The following is a 17,236-nucleotide window of genomic DNA, read 5'->3' on the forward strand; positions in this document are numbered from 1 at the left end:
ATTGGTGGAGTGCCCGATCCGGTTCCCTCCCCACACGGGGGAGGGAGGTGGATGAGGGCAGGAGCCGAGAGGTTCCCGCCTTCAGCCGAGTTCAAATGAAAGACGGCTACCACGTCTGGCGCAGGCTGGCCGTGATCGAGCGGCCGGGATTGTAGAAGTCGGCACCGAAGCCGCCATAGGCCACGTGCTTCTCGTCAAAGATATTGCTGACATTGAGCTGGAACGTGGTGTTTTCCTGCACCTTGTAATTGAAGGCGGCGTCGAAGACGATGCTGGCGTCACCCGATTGGGTATTGGTGTCGTTGAAGAAATAGGGGCCGGAATAGCGGGCGCCCACACCAAAGGTCATGTCGCCGACAATGCCATTGCTGGGCAGGGTATAATCCAGCCAGAGCGAGGCGATGTGGTTGGGCACGAAGGAAAGTTCATTGCCTTCATTGCCCGCCGTGCCGTTTTCGACGATGTCGGAGAGCATGTAGGAATAGGCCAGGGTGAGGCTCAGATTTTCCATGACCTCGGCCTTGGCCTCAAGGTCGATACCGCGCACCCGCACTTCGCCAATGGTCTCCTGCAGCAGGGTAGCGGGGTTGGTGCGGGTCATATTGTTCTTGGTGAGGTCGTAGATGGCGGCGCTGAACAGGGCCGGGAAAGCCTCGGGCTGGTATTTGATGCCCGCTTCCCATTGTTCGCCACGCTCGGGCTCGACGCTGAGCGAGGCCGGAACGGCGGATTCGGCATAGCTGACATAGGTGGCGATCTCGTCGGTCCACTTATAGGTCAGGGCCGCGCGCTTGGTGAATTCGCTGAATTCGGCAGCGGTCAGTCCGCCCGTCAGATTGTTGGTCTGCTCGATATCCATCCAGTCATTGCGCAGCCCGATCGAGGCGGTCAGCCGGTCGAAGGTCAGGTCCTGCTGCAGGTAAAGCGCATTGGTCTTCTGGTCATTGGTGGTGCTGCCGATCAGTGGCACCGATGCAGGAGCGCCCGAATAGACCGGGTTCAGCCAATCGATGCTGGGGGCGGGGCCCCAATAGGTCTTGTTGGTGGCGTAGTTGGAATTGTGCTCGACGCCCACCAGCGTACGGCTCTCGACGGGGCCGAAGGTGGCGTCATATTGCACGCGCCCGTCGATGACGAAGTTTTCGCGGGTGGTCTCGTTGCCGAAAAAGGCGCGGCTGGCCAGGGTCGAGCCATCGGTGGGCGTTGCCGAAATATAGGCATAGCCGAAATCGCTGGCGGTATTGCTGTAGCGCGCATTGGAGCTGAAGGTCAGGCCATAGCCGACATCGTGGCTGAGCATGACGCTCAGTGTGTCGCGATCTACCCCGCGGAAATTGTAGCCCGGCTCGCCGAAGAAGACATTCCTGTCGAAATCGGTACCCACCGGGTGGCCGCCGCTGCCGGGCACGCCTTGCTTGCTCAGATGGTCATAGACGATGGTGAGGGTGGTTGCGTCGGTCGGCCGCCAGGTGAGGCCGGCCATGACGAATTGCTCGTCATTGCGCGAATAATCATATTCGTCATTGCCCACGCGGAGCTTGCCGGTGAGGCGATAGGAGAGCGTGTCGTCTTCGGTGATATTGTCGCCGAAATCGGCGCCGATCTCGGCCGTGCCCAGCGCACCGCCCGAAATATAGGCCTCGCCGAACTTTTCGTTCTTGGGCGTCTTGGTCACGTAATTGACCGCGCCGCCGGGGTCGGAAACGCCGAAGGTGGTGGAATTGGCGCCCTTGAGCACTTCGATCCGCTCGAAGGCATAGGGTTCTTCGCGGATGCCGCCAAAGGGTGCGCCGATCACCAGGCCGTCGCGATAGGTATAGGCATCAAAGCCGCGGATCTTGAAGAAGTCGAAGCGGTCGTCCGAACCGTAGAAATCGGTGGTGACGCCGGCAGTATATTGGATCACTTCCTCGGTGCTCTGCGCGCCGCGCTGCTGGATTTCCTTGGCGGTGATCACCGAAACCGAGGCGGGGGTATCCAGGATCGGCGTGGCGATCTTGCTGCCGCTTGTCGTGGTCCGTGCCACAATCGTATTGCGGTCGTCGTCGGTGCCGGTGCCCTGGACATTGACGGTGAGGGTGGGGAGAATCGTCACGGTCGGGTCGGCGGCCTCCTGAGCGAAGACGATATTGGGCGCCATGCCCGCCAGAGCGGTGCATCCCAAAAGCATGGCAGCCCGGTAGCGGGCCCCGCTGGCATCCCTGATATTCATATGCAATTCCAGATGTTGGTGTGCGGCTTGGCGGCCGCGCCCCCCTTGGGCCGGTTCCTGCCGGTTTCTGCTCATAACTTGAGGATGTTTGTCTGGTATTGTAAAAAGCGCCGGTTTTGTACGATTCCATGGGAATTTCGCCTTTATCCCCGTGGTCATGCGCATTGCGGTTGACGCGGTATCTCCAAACCTGAAAGTGAATGTCTACTTTTAGTTCAGGAGGCCTCGCCATGCTGCGGCTGTTTCGTTTTTCCGCACCATTGATTGTGGCATGTCTATCGATCCTGGGGGCGGGCTCCGCCCTGGGGCAGGATTTCCCCATCACCATCAAGCATGCCCTGGGCACCACAATCATCACCGAAAAGCCGGTGCGGGTCGCAACCGTGGCCTGGGCCAATCATGAAGTGCCGTTGGCGCTGGGGATCGTGCCGGTCGGCTTCGCTAGGGCCAATTTCGGTGATGACGATGGCGATGGTCTTTTGCCCTGGGTGGCCGAAAAACTCACCGAACTGGGCGCCGAAACACCGGTACTGTTCGACGAGGGCGATGGCATCGATTTCGAGGCGGTGGCGGCCACCGATCCCGATGTGATCCTGGCTGCCTATTCGGGCCTCAGCCAGGCCGATTACGACACGCTGAGCCAGATTGCGCCTGTTATCGCTTTTCCCGACGCGCCCTGGTCCACCGATTGGCGCGGCATGATCCGCCTCAATAGCGCGGGGCTGGGCCTGGCGGCAGAGGGCGAGGCGCTGATCGCCGAGATCGAGGCGGAGATTACCGATACCCTTGCCGCCTATCCCGCGCTCAAGGGCAAGTCGGCCATGTTCGCCACCCATCTCAACGCGTCCGATCTCAGCACCATCAATTTCTATACGACCAACGATACGCGGGTGAAATTCTTCGCCGATCTCGGCCTGACCTCGCCCCAGGGCGTGGTCGAGGCGACGGCGCCGGGCAAGTTCTCGGGCTCGGTCAGCGCCGAACAGATCGATCGCTTCGAGGATGTCGATATCGTCGTCACCTATGGCGACGAACAGCTTCATAGCGCGCTGATGGCCAATCCGCTGATGGCCCGGATGCCGGCAGTGGCACAGGGGGCATTGGTCATTCTGGGCGGCAATCCGGTTGGCACGGCAGCCAATCCCACCCCGCTTTCGATTGCCTGGGTGCTCAAGGACTATGTCGCCCTGCTCGCCGAGGCGGCCGCGAAATCGCAATGACGGCATTGGGCCTTCCATCGCCTGTCCGGCAGCCTATCGCCGGGCGGTCGAACCGCGTGCGGAGCCTGTGGCTGCTGGGTCTTGCCGGGCTGCTCGCCGCGCTCTGCGCGCTTTCGGTCACCACCGGGTCGCGCGATGTCGGCTGGGCCGATATCGCCGCGGCTTTGACAGGCGGGCAGGATAATATCGGCCAGGCGGCGGTGTCGCTGCGCATTCCGCGCACGCTCCTGGCCGTGTTGGCCGGGTCGGCGCTGGGGCTGGCCGGGGCCGTGATGCAGGGGGTGACGCGCAATCCGCTGGCCGATCCGGGTATTCTGGGCGTCAATATGGGCGCTTCGCTCGCCGTGGTCATCGGGGTCGCCTGGTTCAACATCGCCTCGGCCCAGGCCTATATCTGGGCGGCCATTATCGGCGCGGGCTGCACGGCCGGCTTTGTCTATACGATCGGCTCATTGGGACGGGGTGGGGCAACGCCGCTCAAGCTGGCGCTGGCGGGCGTTGCCACCTCGATTGCCTTTGCGTCCCTGGTCATGGCGGTGGTGCTGCCGCGCAACGATATTGCGGGGGGCATCCGCTCCTGGCAGATCGGCGGGGTGGGTGGCGCCACCTTCGAGCGCATTCTGCCCGTGCTGCCTTTTCTCGCCGTCGGCATGGTCATCGCCCTGCTCTCGGCACGGCGGCTCAATTCGCTGGCGCTGGGCGATGAAATGGCGGCGGGGCTGGGCGAACGGGTGGCGCTGGCCCGGGGCGTTTCCGCGCTCGGGGCGATTCTGCTCTGCGGCGCCACCACGGCCATTTGCGGCCCCATCGGTTTCCTGGGGCTGATCGTGCCCCATCTCTGCCGCCTGCTGGTGGGTGCCGATTATCGCTGGCTGCTGCCCTTTTCGGCACTTGGCGGCGCGAGCCTGTTGCTGCTCGCCGATATTGCCGGACGCATCATTGCCCGGCCCGCTGAACTCGATGTCGGCATTGTCACCGCCTTTGTCGGCGCGCCGTTTTTCATCTGGGTGGTCATGCGTCAGCGGATTCGCGAGCTGTGACGGCAATCGGCGCCATTACTGCCAGCCGCCGCCAGCACGGGCGGAATTACGCATTCCTGACGGGCATGCTCCTGCTGCTGGTCGTCGCAATTTTCGTGCTGACGCTGTCGCTGGGGCAGAGCTTCACGCCGCCCGGCGAGGTGCTTCGCGTTCTGTTTGGCGAAGAGGTGCAGGGCGCTAGTTTTGCAGTGGGGCAGTTGCGCTTGCCGCGCGCCGTGCTCGCCATATTGGCGGGGCTGAGCTTTGGTCTGGCGGGCGTCGCCTTCCAGATCATGCCGCGCAATCCGCTGGCCAGCCCCGATATTATCGGCATCAGCTCGGGCGCCAGCGCGGCGGCGGTCTTTGCGATTGTCGTGCTGTCGCTCAAGGGCGCCGCAGTATCGGTTTTCGCGGTCAGCGGTGGTCTGGTGGTGGCGTTGCTGGTCTATGCCCTCTCGTTCCGCAATGGCGCGGCGGGAACGCGGCTCATACTGGTCGGCATCGGGGTTTCGGCCATGCTGGAAAGCGTTGTGGCCTATATCCTCTCCCAGGCGGCGGATTGGAACCTGCAGGAAGCATTGCGCTGGCTGACCGGCAGTCTCAACGGCGCCCAGCTCGGTCAGGCCATTCCCCTGCTCGCCGCCCTGGCCGTATTCGGCAGCCTGCTGCTGAGCCAGGCGCGGAGCCTCGACCTGCTGCGGCTGGGCGACGACACCGCGGCTGCCCTGGGCGTTCGTGTCGGCCGGACGCGGATTGCGATCATCGTCGCCGCGGTCGGGCTTATCGCCACGGCGACGGCGGTTACCGGGCCGATCGCCTTTATCGCGTTTCTGTCCGGGCCGATTGCCGCCCGCATCGTGGGTTCACGCGGTTCGCTCTTGATCCCCGCGGCGCTGGTGGGTGCGCTCCTGGTGTTGGCGGGGGATTATGCCGGCCAGTTCCTGCTGCCGGCGCGCTATCCGGTGGGGGTGGTGACGGGGGTGCTGGGCGCGCCCTATCTTATCTATCTCATCGTGCGCGCCAACAGGAGCGGCAGCTCTCTCTAAGCACCTAGATCAGAGGCGCACGGCTATCTTCATTCTTGGCGTCGACCAGCTTGGTCAGCAGGCGCAGGAATTGGGGCTGCTCATCTTCCGAGAGACCGGCGAGAATCTTCTGCTGTGCCCGGTCGACGGCCGGCTGGCAGCGTTCCAGCTCGTCGCGGCCGGCTTCGGTCAGGGCAAGCAGGCGCGCCCGCCGGTCATTGGGGTTGACGCTGCGTGCCACCAGGCCCTTGGTCAGCAGGCGATCCACCACGCCGCCCAACGTCACCTTGTCCAGCGCAACCAGCCGGGCCAGCGTCGCCTGATCCATTCCCGGCTTGGCCGCGACCTTGTCCAGCACGGCATATTGCACCGGCGTCAGGTCATGCCCGGCGGCGGAGAGCTCGCGCAGGAATATGGCGACGGCCGATTGCTGGAGGCGGCGGATCAAAAAGCCCGGGGGCTGTCTGCTGGTCATTTTCATCCTTTGTCTGCCTGCCGTTTCTAACCCGCAAAAAGCGGCAGAACCAGACTTGCCAAATTTAGTGAGTATACTTACCATTTGCGGAGAGGACAGCCACATAATGGTTGCCCCGCAAGGAGGAGGATTTCGCCATGGCTGAAAGCGCCAAGCCGCATGGCATGCAGCCGGAGGAGACGCCCGAGCTGGCCGAGCTTTATGCCGGGTTTGCCCGCCATTCCATCATGCCGCTCTGGACCCAGATCGGGGACCTCATGCCGCGTCATCCGCGCCCCAAGGCGGTGCCCCATCTTTGGCGCTGGGCCGATCTCTATCCGCTGGCGCAAAAGGCGGGTGAGCTGGTTCCGGTAGGCAGGGGCGGGGAAAGGCGCGCGTTGGGCCTGGGCAATCCGGGGCTTAGCGGCAATGCCTATATTTCCCCCACGCTCTGGGCGGCCATCCAATATCTGGGGCCGCATGAAACGGCGCCCGAACACCGCCATTCGCAAAATGCCTTCCGCTTCGTGGTCGAGGGGGAGGGAGTGTGGACCGTGGTCAATGGCGATCCGGTGCGGATGGGCCGGGGCGATTTCCTGTTGACGCCCGGCTGGAATTTCCACGGCCACCACAATGCCACCGACAAGCCCATGGCCTGGATCGATGGCCTCGATATTCCCTTTTCCTACCAGAACGATGTGGGCTTTTTCGAATTCGGTGCCGACCGGGTGACCGATTATGCCACGCCCGATATTTCGCGCAGCGAGCGGCTCTGGTGCCATCCGGGCCTGCGGCCACTTTCGGGTTTGTCCGATACCGTGTCCTCGCCCATTGGCGCCTATCGCTGGGAGCATACCGACAGGGCCCTCAACGGCCAATTGCTGCTGGAAGAAGAGGGGCATCCCGCCACGATTGCCGAGGGGCATGCCGCCATCCGCTATATCAATCCCACCACCGGGGGCGATGTGATGCCCACCATAAGGGCGGAATTTCATCGTCTGCGGCCTGGTGTCGTGACGCAAAGGCGGCGTGAGGTCGGCTCCAGCGTCTTCCAGGTGTTCGAAGGGGGTGGCCGGGTCGAGCTGGGTGAACAGAGCCATAGCCTCGAGATGGGCGATCTTTTCGTCGTGCCCTCCTGGGTGCCCTGGACGATCGCGGCGGAAAGCCAGCTCGATCTCTTCCGCTTTTCCGATGCACCCATCATGGAACGGCTCAATTTCGCCCGCAGCGCGGTCGGGCCGGACGCCTAGAATGGGTGAAACGCTTGAGCAAGCGCGGACCCGGCTGCGGCAAAGGCTGGGTTCGGGCGCGCGGTTCGACTCTGCCGCGGCGCCAGCCACGGAGCTATTGACCATGCGGCTGGCGCGGGCGGCTTGCCTCCGCCAATTGTCGCACATTGGCGATGACGATCTGGAACTGATCGGATTGGCCAGGCTTGTTGCCGAGCTGGGCTGCACGGCCCGGCTCATTGCCGAAGCTTTCGAGGCTCTGTCCGGGCATGATGGCATAGAGGGCGACGAAGCCGAACGTGGCGACAGCCTCGTCGCGGAAATCGTCCTGGCGCAAACCCTGCCGGGGCGGGCGCTACGCTCGCTTTACCTGCATGCCCTGCAACATCTCGATGTGGCCTGCCGCGACATGGATGGGTCGGGCTGGAGCGCCCGGCTGACCCTTCCCGGCCTCGTTGCCGCCACCCCCGCCGAGGCGCTGGGTCGCATGAGCGCGCTGCTCCAGGCGGGCGCCACGGCTTTCCAATTCTATGCCGATCACGGCCAGCCCGCTCTGGCTTTCCCCTCGCAATCGCAGATTTTCGGAGTGCCGTCATGACGGACCGCCTGTTTCCCTCGCCCGCCTGGCCCACCGTTCCGGTGGAAGGGCGAAGCCAGCTTTATCCCGTGCACCGCATCTTCTGTGTGGGCCGCAATTATGCCGACCATGCCAAGGAAATGGGCGTGGAAGTGGATCGCGAAGCGCCGTTCTATTTCCTCAAGGACGCCCAGGCGCTGGTGCCGAGTGGGGACGTCGTGGCCTATCCGCCGGGTACGGCCAATTATCACTACGAAATGGAGCTGGTGATCGCCATCGGCGCCGATGCTTTCCGGGCCGACCGTGCGGGTGCAGCGGCGGCCATATTCGGCTATGCGTCGGGCCTCGACATGACGCGGCGCGATCTGCAGCTCGAGGCCCGGGCCAAGCAGCGGCCCTGGGACCTGGGCAAGAATTTCGAGCGGTCCGCCGTCATCGCGCCCATTGTCGAGGCTGCCGCCTTCGGCGAGGTGGGGCCGCAACGCATCACGCTCAATGTCAATGGCGAGACGCGGCAGGATGCCCATCTCTCCGATCTCGTCTGGTCGCCCGCCGATCTGGTCGAGCATTTGTCGGGTTATTACCATCTCATGCCGGGCGATCTCATCTATACCGGCACGCCGGCCGGGGTGGGCGCGGTGCTGGCCGGAGACCGCATCGTGGGCAGTATCGAGGGCCTCCCCGAAGTGCGGCTGACCATCGGGCCGGCGGCATGATCTTTCACGGCTATTTCCGCTCCTCGGCTGCCTGGCGCTGCCGCATCGCTTTCAATCTCAAGGAGATTTCTCCCGAGCAGACCCGTTTCGTCCATTTGCGGCGCGGTGGTGGCGAACAGAACCAGCCGGCCTATCGCGCCATCAATCCGCAGGGCCTGGTGCCTGCGCTAGAGACCGAAGCGGGTGTGCTGACCCAGTCGCTCGCCATTATCGAATGGCTGGATGAAACCCAGCCGGGACCCAGGCTCGTGCCGGAGGACGCGTTCCAGCGCGCCAGGGTGCGGGGCTTTGCCCAGGCCATAGCCTGCGATATCCACCCCCTGCACAATCTGCGCGTGCTCGGCTATCTCGGCCAGCATTTCGGCCAGGACCAGGCGGGCAAGGACGCCTGGTGCCGCCATTGGATCGCTGCGGGACTCGAGGCCTGCGAGGCCATGGTATCGCCCGATAGCCCGTTCTGTTTCGGCGACCAGCCGGGCCTTGCCGAAATCTGCCTCGTACCGCAAATGGCTTCGGCCGGCCGGTTCGGACTCGATACCGGCCATCTGCCCCGCCTCACTGCCATCACCGCCCGCTGCAACGGGCTCGACGCCTTTGCCCTGGCCGCCCCCGCGCGGCAGCCCGATTTCGAGGAATGACCATGACCGACCAGACTCTCGACCTGCTGCGTCAGGCGCCGTTCCATCTCGATGAGGAAGCCGTGGCGTGGGTGGCCGACACCGCCACGCGTCTTGAGGGCGACAGCAGGCTGATGCAGCTTTTCGTCATCGGCATGCATGGTCCGGTGGGGGCCTGGACCGACGAGATCGCGCAATTGCGGCCCGGTGGGGTCATGCGCTTCTTTTCGGCCGATGGCGCGGCCGAGGCCGGGCTGCTCGATCGCCTGCAGGACGAAGCCGAGGTGCCGCTGCTGGTCTCAGCCGATCTCGAAGGCTCGCGCATGAGCCTGGCTTTCGGCACCACCGTCCCCAATCCGCTGGCGCTCGCGGCAGTGAACGATGTGGCGCTGACCGAGGGGATTTCCCGCATCATGGCCGAAGAGGCGCGAGCGGTTGGGGTCAATTGGTCCTATACGCCGGTGCTCGATATCAATGCCGCCTTCCGCTCGCCTATCGTGGCTACGCGCGGCTATGGCGCCGAGATCGACCGCATCGAGGCTCACGCGCTGACCCAGGCCAAGGCGTTTCAGCAGGCAGGCGTCGCCGCCTGCGTCAAGCATTGGCCGGGCGAGGGGTTCGACGATCGGGACCAGCATTTGCTGACCACGGTCAATCCGCTGTCCATGGACGAATGGGAGGCTCATTTTGGGCGGCTTTATCGCGCTGCCATTGCCGAGGGTGTGCTCTCGGTCATGTCCGCCCATATCGCGCTGCCCTCGTTTGTCCGGGAGGGGGAGAGCGAAGCCGGGCTCGAGGCCTTCCGACCCGCTTCGCTCTCCACGGCGCTGACCACCGATCTGCTGCGCGGGCGGCTGGGCTTTAACGGGTTGATCGTTTCCGATGCCTCGGAAATGGCGGGGGTGACGTCCTTCATGGATGTCGCCCAGGCCAAGGTCGAAATGCTGCGTGCCGGCTGCGACATGATCCTCTTTTCCCAGGATGTGCCGCGCGACCTCGGCGCCATCAAGGCGGCGCTGGCCGATGGCAGCCTGTCCCGGAGCCGGGTCGATGAAGCGCTGCTGCGCGTGCTCGGGCTCAAGGCGGCGCTGGGCCTGCACAAGGCCGGGCGCGTGCCGGCCGCCGCGCGCCTGACGCAATTGGGCAAGCCGGAAGCCGAGGCGCTTGCCCGCGCGGGTTTCCAGCGGGCGCCGACCCTGGTCAAGGATGTGCAGAACCTTTTTCCGATCTCGCCCGACCGGCACAAGCGGGTGCTGTTCGTCACCGGCGGCATCGTCTCCCCGATCCATGGCGCGTCCATGGCTTTCGCCTTGCCCGATCTCATGCGCCAGCGCGGCTTTGCGGTGGATGTGCATGTGGCGGGCGATGCCATACCGACGGGGCAATATGATCTGGTACTCTATGGGCTGGGCGAGGAGACCCTGCTGACCCGCGGCCGGATTTTCCTCGACTGGCTAGGGCTGATGGGCAATTTCCGGCTGTCCATGCGGCGCACCTGGCACGAAATGCCCACCGCCATGGTCTCGTTCGGCTACCCCTATTACCTCTATGACGCCCCGCGCATGCCCGCCTATGTCAACGCCTATTGCACGTCCGACGAGATGCAGGAGGCGGTGCTGGACTGCATGATGGGGCTGCGTCCCTTTGCCGGCCAATCGCCGGTCGACGCCTTTTGCGGGCTCGAGGATGCCCGCTACTGACCCTATGAAAGCGGCTTATCGCTGCTGGGCGAAATTGCATTTCTCGCTTATCGCGCCTGCTGCTAGGTCGGAGGGGACGCCGGAATCCGCAAAGGCGGGCGGCAATGGGAGGATTGAGATGACGAAGCGGCTTCTGCCGGCCTTGCTTGCTGCCGCCTTGCTGGCTGGGGTCGCGCCCGCGGCCATGGCGCAGGTTGCCAACGATGCGGATACGCTCGCGCTCGGCGCGACGATCGACAATACCAGCTTCGACCGCGCCCAGTTGATGATCGGCCACCAGCTTCAGTACTGGTCGCCGGTTTTCGATACGCTTCTGGTGCGCGAGGCCAATGGCGATATCGGCCCGAACATGGCGACCGAATACACCTATAATGGCGATAGCAGCGTGCTCACGCTCAAGCTGCGCGACGGCATCACTTTCAGCGATGGCGCGCCCTTCGATGGCGAGGCGGTCAAGGCAAACCTGGAATATCTCAAGAGCGGCGCCGGGCAGAACAGCTTCATGGCCGCTTCGATTTCCGAAATCGAGGTGGTTTCGCCCAATGAGGTGAAGCTGCATCTCAGCGAGCCCGATCCGGGCCTGCTGCAGAACCTGGCTGTCGTCGGCGGCGCCATGGCGTCTCCCGCCACACTGGGCGTTGAAGGGTCTGCCAATAGCCCGATCGGCTCGGGCCCCTATGTCTACGACACCGCGGCCTCGGTACTCGGCCGCCAATATGTCTATGTCAGAAATCCCAACTATTGGAATGCCGCCGATTTCCCGTTCGAGCGGGTCACCATCACCCCGATCAATGACAATGTGGCGCGGCTCAATGCCCTCAAGTCCGGCCAGATCGATGCCGGTATCAGCGAGGCCCGGGCCGTCGCCGATGCCGAGGCCAATGGCCTGGTGCTCAACCGCGTCGATGTGGACTGGTTCGGCCTGATCATTGCCGACCGCGAGGGCAAAATTGCGCCGGCGCTAGCCGATCTGCGCGTGCGCAAGGCGCTCAACATGGCCTTCGATGGCGCGTCCATTCTGAAATTCGTCGATCTGGGCTATGGCCGGCTGACGGATCAGATTTTCCCATCGACCAGCCAGGCCTATGTCCCTGAACTCGACGAGGTCTATCCGTTCGATCCGGCTGCGGCCAAGGCCCTGCTGGCCGAGGCGGGTTATCCCGATGGCTTCTCGCTCACCCTGCCGGAAACGACCAATTATGCTGCCTTCAATCCAATTGTGGAGAAATTCCTCAAGGATATCGGCGTCAGCGTAAAGTGGGAAAAGATCGCGCCCAACGCCACCATTACCGAGCTGCGCTCGGGCAAGTTCCCGGCCTATGTCTTCCAGTTCGGCTATCAGGGCGAGTGGTCGGAAATCCGCAAATTCGGCTTCCCGGATAGCCCCTGGAACACTTCCAAAGTTGCCGATCCTGCCTTGCTGGAGCTTATCGACAAGGTTCAGTATGCCTCCGGCGACGCGCAAAATGCGCTCTACAAGGATGTCGGCAGGTACTTTGTCGAGAACGCCTATTATGCGCCGATGTATCGTCGCGACATCATTTATCTGACCAATAAGGAAACGCTTGTGGATCTGCAGTCGACCAATGTGGTGTCGCCCATCCGCAATTACTCAAAGGCGCAATAATCGCCAAATCTGCTCGAGCAGAAAGGCGGCCAGCAGTGGCCGCCTACCGTGCCCCATATTCGCGATTTCGTGAAGGCGGAGTAGTTCTCCCGGCGTCCTTCGCCAAGCGAGGAAGCGGGCAGCCGTCAGGGCTGTCCGATTTCGCTTGTGACCCTTGTGGGTTTCACCCCGCCGCGGCTGGTATCGAACCCCTGCTCATGGGCGATGCCGAACTTGTCCTGGCAGAGCTCCACCAGGGTCTGCATGGGCGACCAGTCGCGCATTTCGGTGCGGAAGATCATGCCGATCTCGGCCGTGCTGTGCCGCAGGGGCAGGGGGATGGGAACGATGCGCGGGGAATTGACCGCCTGCACCGACAGCCCCGGCAGCACGCAGAGGCAGTCGCTCTGCTGCAATATGGTCAGCACCGAGAGCAGGTTCTGGCAGATGAAGCGCACATCGGGCCGCGCGCCGACATGTTCGGCAATGGTATGCTCGGTGATTTCGCGATAGGCTGGCAGTTCGGAATAAACGATCCATGGATAGGCCAGCAGGCTTGATGGCAGAACCTTGCCGCCCGGGCCGCTCTGTCCCTTGAGCAGGGGATGGTTCTCCCGCGCCATGACGTAATTGGTGACCTCGGTCAGTTTGACCCGCGCCATCCGGGCGCTGGTGCCGCCATCGTTGAACACGCCGCCAAAGGCCACGTCGAGCCGGCCCTCGCGCAGGTCGTCTATAGTCTTGCCATAGGTCAGCGTGGTGAATTCGATGACGAGGCGCGGAAACCGGCTCTGCAATTCGGCCAGCACGCCCGACAAGATCCCCGAGCGCCAGACCGGCCCGCCGCCGATGCGCATCACCGCTTTTTCGTCGCTGACCTCGCTGCGCAATTCGTGCTCGGCAATCTCCCAATAACGCTCGATCCGGTTGGAGACCGACAGCACCTTTTCCCCGAAGGGGGTGGCTTTGACACCCCGCGCATGGCGGTCCACCAATTGCTGGCCGAAATAGCTTTCGAGCTGCGCCAGGGAGCGCGACAGGGCCGGCTGGGTGACATTCAGCTTCTCGGAGGCGCGGCGCAAACTGCCCTCTTCGAGAATGGTCCGAAGCCGGAAGAGGTGGGTGATCTGGTCAAGCATATGGCTATGCACCGAAGTTATCGCTTCCGGCATTTTTTGCATTATCTGTGCATCGGTTCAACTGCTATCACCGCCTCAAGATAAGGCCCCGCAAGTGGGTATTGAGGAGGAACAGCATGATGGTTCTCAGCCAAGGCGCCGCTGCGGGCCCGCGCCGCCGCGCGGCCCCCTGCGGGGAGGGGCGATACCGTGCTTAGATATCTGTCCAAGCGCGTGGTCTCGAGCCTGGTGCTGCTGGTGCTGGTGACCACGGTCACCTTCGCGCTGGTCTTTGGCGGTGCCGACAATGTGGCCCAGAACATTCTGGGCGAGAATGCGACCAACGAGCAGATTGCCGCGCTCGAGGTCAAGCTGGGCATCGACCGGCCGCTTCATGAGCAATATGTCTCCTGGGTCGGCAAGGCCGTCACCGGCGATCTCGGCACCTCCTGGACCATGGGCGAAAGCGTCGGCAAGATCCTCTCCGGGCGCCTGCCGGTGACGCTCTCCATGGTTACGCTGGCCATCTTTGCCATCGGACTGGTCTCGGCGCTGCTGGGCATTATCGCGGCGGTGCGCGGCGGCTGGGCCGACAGGGTCATCCAGGTGATCAGCGTTGTCGGCTTTTCGCTGCCCAATTTCTGGCTCGGGCTGATCCTGGTCGTGGTCTTCGCGCTCAATCTGCGCTGGCTGCCGGCCACCGGCTATGTCGATTTCCTCGCCTCTCCAACCGGCTGGGCGGCCTCGCTGGCGCTGCCGGTTTCGGCCCTGGTGCTGTCGGGCATCGCCTCGGCCTCCCAACAGGTGCGCGGCGCCATGATCGATGCCCTGCGGCAGGATTATGTGCGCACCCTGCGCGCCGGCGGCATCAAGCCATCCTCGGTGCTGTTCCGCCATGCCCTGCGCAATGCCATGCCGGCAGCGCTCACCGTGCTCTCGGTGCAGTTCATCGCCCTATTGGGCGGCGCGGCCATTATCGAGCGCGTCTTTGCCATTCCGGGCCTGGGCTCGATCACCGTCCAGGCGGCGCTCTCGGGCGACATTCCCGTGCTTATGGGTGTGGTCGTCACCATGATCATTCTCGTCGTGCTCGTGAATATCGCCATCGATCTGCTCAATGCCTGGGTCAATCCGAAGGTGAGGCTCTGATGTCCGCTGCAAGCACTCCGCAAACCGGAACGCCGGCCGCCACCCGCGACGGCATTGTCCGCTCCGTGCTCACCAATCCGCTCGGCCTATTGGCCGCCGCGCTGCTCACTATGGTCATTCTGGCGGCGGTCTTTGCGCCGCAGATCGCGCCCTTTCCGGCCGATGAGCTGCAGATCTTCAAGATCAATGCGCCGCCGGGCGACGGGTATTTCCTGGGTGGCGACGGCTCGGGCCGCGATATTTTCAGCCGCCTGGTCTATGGCGCCCGCAATACGCTGACCGGCGCGCTGATCGCCATTTCGGTCGCCGCTTCGATCGGGGTCACTTCGGGGCTGTTTGCCGGCTATTTCGGCGGCCGCCGCGAAGTGGTCATGAGCTGGATTTCCGACGGGCTCATGGCGCTGCCCTCGCTCATCGTGCTGCTGGCTTTCTACCAGTCGCTGGGCTCGTCCATCCAGGTGTCCATGGTGATTTTCGGCGTCATGCTGGCGCCCGGCTTCTACCGGCTGACGCGCAATCTGGTGAACGGGGTCAAGCACGAGCTTTATGTCGATGCGGCCCGCGTGTCCGGCCTCTCGGACCTCCGCATCATCGTGCGACACATCCTGCTGGTCATCCGCGCGCCTGTCATCATCCAGGTGTCCATCGTGGCGGGTGTTTCCATCGTCATTCAGGCGGGCCTGGAATTCCTGGGCCTGGGCGATCCGGCCGTGCCGACCTGGGGCGGCATGCTGCAGGATGCCTTTGCCAATATGTTCGTGGTGCCCACCGCGATCCTCTGGCCGGGCCTGGCCATTTCGGTCACCGTGGCTTCCTTCGTGCTGCTCGCCAATGCCATTCGTGACCGGCTGCAGCAGGGCAATCGCGTCGCCAAGGTCGCGGCCCTGCCTGCTCCGGTCGCCGCTTCCGCCGTCGGCGCAGCCCCGGGCGATAAAGACGCGCTGCTCGAGGTCCGCGATCTCGTCGTCGGCTATCCCTCGGCGGATGGCTGGACCGAAGTGGTCAAGGGCGTGTCCCTGCAACTGCGCCGCGGCGAAGTGCTGGGCCTCGTGGGGGAAAGCGGTTCGGGCAAGACGCAGACGGCCTTTGCCGTGCTGGGCCTGCTTTCCACCGGCGGGCGCATCCTCTCCGGTTCGATCTGGTTCGATGGCCGCGACATTGCCAATCTCCCCGAAGAAGAGATGCGCAAGCTCCGCGGCAAGCGCATTGCCTATGTGCCGCAGGAACCGATGAGCAATCTCGATCCGGCTTTCCGCATCGGCTACCAGCTCACCGAGCCCATGGTCACCGTGCTGGGCATTTCGCGGGGCGAAGCCAAGGCGCGGGCGCTCAAGCTCCTGGCTCGGGTGGGCATGCCCAATCCGCTGCGCACCTTTAATGCCTATCCGCACCAGATTTCGGGCGGCATGGCGCAGCGCGTCCTGATCGCCCGGGCCATTTCCTGCAATCCCGACCTCCTGATCGCCGATGAGCCCACCACCGCGCTGGACGTGACGGTGCAGGCCGAAGTGCTCGAATTGCTGCGCGACCTGCAGGCCGAGATGAACATGTCGGTCGTGCTGGTCACCCACAATTTCGGCGTGGTTGCCGATATCTGCCACCGCGTTTCGGTGATGAAGGATGGCAAGGTGGTGGAAACCAGCGATGTCCGGAGCCTCTTTGCCGATCCCCAGCACGATTACACCAAGATGTTGCTTGGCGCCGTGCTCGACGACGTGACGCCCCGCGTCTACCGGCCCCTCAGCGTCAAGGAAGTTTCGGCATGAGCGAGCAAGTCATTGTCCAATGCATGGACGTGAATACCCATTTTGGGGCGCATCACGTGCTCAAAAATATCAATCTCACCGTCCGCCCCGGCGAAACCGTGGGCCTGGTAGGCGAAAGCGGATCGGGCAAGACCACGCTGGGCCGCGCCATCCTGGGCATCGGCCCGGTCAGTTCGGGCCGCATCCTCTTTGAAGGGCAGGATATTGCCGGTGTTGCGCCGCGCGACCGCAAGGGCAAGGCGGCGTCTATCCAGGCGGTGTTTCAGGACCCCTATACCTCGCTCAATCCTTCGATGACGATCGAGGATATTCTGACCGAGCCGATCGTCGCGCGCGGCCAGGCCTCGCGCGCCGAGGCGGTAACCAGAGTGCGGACCCTGCTCGATCAGGTCGCCCTGCCCAGCGATGCGGCCAGCCGCTATCCGCGCGAATTTTCCGGCGGCCAGCGCCAACGCGTCGCCATTGCCCGGGCGCTGGCGCTTTCGCCCCATCTCATCGTCTGCGACGAACCCGTTTCGGCCCTCGATCTGTCCACCCAGGCGCGCGTGCTCGATCTCTTCGTCGAGATTCAGGAGCGCACCGGCGTCGCCTATCTCTTTGTCAGCCACGACCTGTCGGTAGTTCGCCATATCTCGCACCGGGTTGCCGTTATGCGCGGCGGGGAGATCGTCGAATTCGGCGAATGCGACCAGGTCACTGCCAATCCGCGGCACGATTATACCAGGCGGCTGCTGCTGGCCGCCCCTGTTGCCGATCCCGTGCGGCAGGCCGAACGCCGCGCCGCCTTCCGCGCGCTAGCGACAAATGGGGCTGCCTAATGGGCGCTTC

At 63.8% G+C, this 17,236-nt stretch carries 15 protein-coding genes; 12 read left to right on the top strand and 3 right to left on the bottom strand.

What is annotated here, in order from left to right:
* Positions 1-106 precede the first annotated feature (106 nt).
* Positions 107-2,212, bottom strand: a complete 2,106-nt coding sequence (locus QQL79_RS01020) for a TonB-dependent siderophore receptor (protein WP_284387101.1) — start codon at positions 2,210-2,212, stop codon at positions 107-109.
* 230 nt (positions 2,213-2,442) lie between these two features.
* Between QQL79_RS01020 and QQL79_RS01025 the strand changes: the two genes are divergently transcribed.
* The 3 genes from QQL79_RS01025 (at position 2,443) to QQL79_RS01035 (ending at position 5,497) form a co-directional block, all read left to right on the top strand.
* A complete protein-coding gene (locus tag QQL79_RS01025) occupies positions 2,443-3,432 on the top strand; it encodes an iron-siderophore ABC transporter substrate-binding protein (protein ID WP_284387103.1) in 990 nt (329 codons plus the stop codon).
* Positions 3,429-4,472 carry a FecCD family ABC transporter permease gene (locus tag QQL79_RS01030; protein ID WP_284387105.1) on the top strand — a complete coding sequence of 348 codons (1,044 nt, stop codon included), beginning with the start codon at positions 3,429-3,431 and terminating at the stop codon, positions 4,470-4,472. The genes QQL79_RS01025 and QQL79_RS01030 overlap by 4 nt, the downstream gene beginning before the upstream one ends.
* A 65-nt stretch (positions 4,473-4,537) precedes the next feature.
* On the top strand, positions 4,538-5,497 hold the full coding sequence (locus QQL79_RS01035) for a FecCD family ABC transporter permease (RefSeq protein ID WP_284392784.1): 960 nt from the start codon (positions 4,538-4,540) through the stop codon (positions 5,495-5,497).
* Positions 5,498-5,501: 4 nt separating this feature from the next.
* Here QQL79_RS01035 and QQL79_RS01040 read toward each other — a convergent pair whose 3' ends face one another.
* Complete coding sequence (locus QQL79_RS01040; RefSeq protein WP_348523165.1) at positions 5,502-5,951, bottom strand: MarR family winged helix-turn-helix transcriptional regulator; 450 nt, start codon at positions 5,949-5,951, stop codon at positions 5,502-5,504.
* A 137-nt stretch (positions 5,952-6,088) separates the two neighbouring features.
* Between QQL79_RS01040 and QQL79_RS01045 the strand changes: the two genes are divergently transcribed.
* The 6 genes from QQL79_RS01045 to QQL79_RS01070 all read left to right on the top strand — a co-directional run bounded on the left by QQL79_RS01045 (position 6,089) and on the right by QQL79_RS01070 (position 12,396).
* Complete coding sequence (locus QQL79_RS01045) at positions 6,089-7,180, top strand: cupin domain-containing protein (RefSeq protein ID WP_284387107.1); 1,092 nt, start codon at positions 6,089-6,091, stop codon at positions 7,178-7,180.
* A 1-nt stretch (position 7,181) separates the two neighbouring features.
* On the top strand, positions 7,182-7,757 hold the full coding sequence (locus tag QQL79_RS01050; protein WP_284387109.1) for a hypothetical protein: 576 nt from the start codon (positions 7,182-7,184) through the stop codon (positions 7,755-7,757).
* Positions 7,754-8,452, top strand: coding sequence for a fumarylacetoacetate hydrolase family protein (locus QQL79_RS01055; RefSeq protein ID WP_284387111.1), 699 nt, complete (start codon positions 7,754-7,756; stop codon positions 8,450-8,452). Before QQL79_RS01050 ends, QQL79_RS01055 begins: the two co-directional genes overlap by 4 nt.
* Positions 8,449-9,090, top strand: coding sequence for a maleylacetoacetate isomerase (gene maiA / locus QQL79_RS01060; protein ID WP_284387113.1), 642 nt, complete (start codon positions 8,449-8,451; stop codon positions 9,088-9,090). Before QQL79_RS01055 ends, maiA begins: the two co-directional genes overlap by 4 nt.
* 2 nt (positions 9,091-9,092) lie before the next feature.
* Positions 9,093-10,769: a glycoside hydrolase family 3 protein gene (locus QQL79_RS01065; RefSeq protein WP_370461156.1), complete on the top strand. Its 1,677-nt coding sequence runs from the start codon at positions 9,093-9,095 to the stop codon at positions 10,767-10,769.
* Positions 10,770-10,887: 118 nt separating this feature from the next.
* A complete protein-coding gene (locus QQL79_RS01070; protein ID WP_284387117.1) occupies positions 10,888-12,396 on the top strand; it encodes an ABC transporter substrate-binding protein in 1,509 nt (502 codons plus the stop codon).
* 125 nt (positions 12,397-12,521) lie between these two features.
* Here the strand turns inward: QQL79_RS01070 and QQL79_RS01075 are convergent, their stop codons facing one another.
* Positions 12,522-13,514 carry a LysR family transcriptional regulator gene (locus tag QQL79_RS01075; RefSeq protein WP_284387119.1) on the bottom strand — a complete coding sequence of 331 codons (993 nt, stop codon included), beginning with the start codon at positions 13,512-13,514 and terminating at the stop codon, positions 12,522-12,524.
* Between the two features lie 189 nt (positions 13,515-13,703).
* On the opposite strand from QQL79_RS01075, the gene QQL79_RS01080 reads away from it, so the two are divergent.
* The 3 genes from QQL79_RS01080 to QQL79_RS01090 are packed head-to-tail and all read left to right on the top strand — an operon-like array spanning position 13,704 to position 17,226.
* Positions 13,704-14,642: an ABC transporter permease gene (locus QQL79_RS01080; RefSeq protein ID WP_284387120.1), complete on the top strand. Its 939-nt coding sequence runs from the start codon at positions 13,704-13,706 to the stop codon at positions 14,640-14,642.
* Positions 14,642-16,408: a dipeptide/oligopeptide/nickel ABC transporter permease/ATP-binding protein gene (locus QQL79_RS01085; protein WP_284387122.1), complete on the top strand. Its 1,767-nt coding sequence runs from the start codon at positions 14,642-14,644 to the stop codon at positions 16,406-16,408. The genes QQL79_RS01080 and QQL79_RS01085 overlap by 1 nt, the downstream gene beginning before the upstream one ends.
* Positions 16,405-17,226 carry an ATP-binding cassette domain-containing protein gene (locus tag QQL79_RS01090; protein ID WP_284387124.1) on the top strand — a complete coding sequence of 274 codons (822 nt, stop codon included), beginning with the start codon at positions 16,405-16,407 and terminating at the stop codon, positions 17,224-17,226. The genes QQL79_RS01085 and QQL79_RS01090 overlap by 4 nt, the downstream gene beginning before the upstream one ends.
* The last annotated feature ends 10 nt before the right edge of the window (positions 17,227-17,236 follow it).

It is taken from the genome of Devosia yakushimensis, assembly GCF_030159855.1.
Classification (GTDB): Bacteria; Pseudomonadota; Alphaproteobacteria; order Rhizobiales; family Devosiaceae; genus Devosia; species Devosia yakushimensis.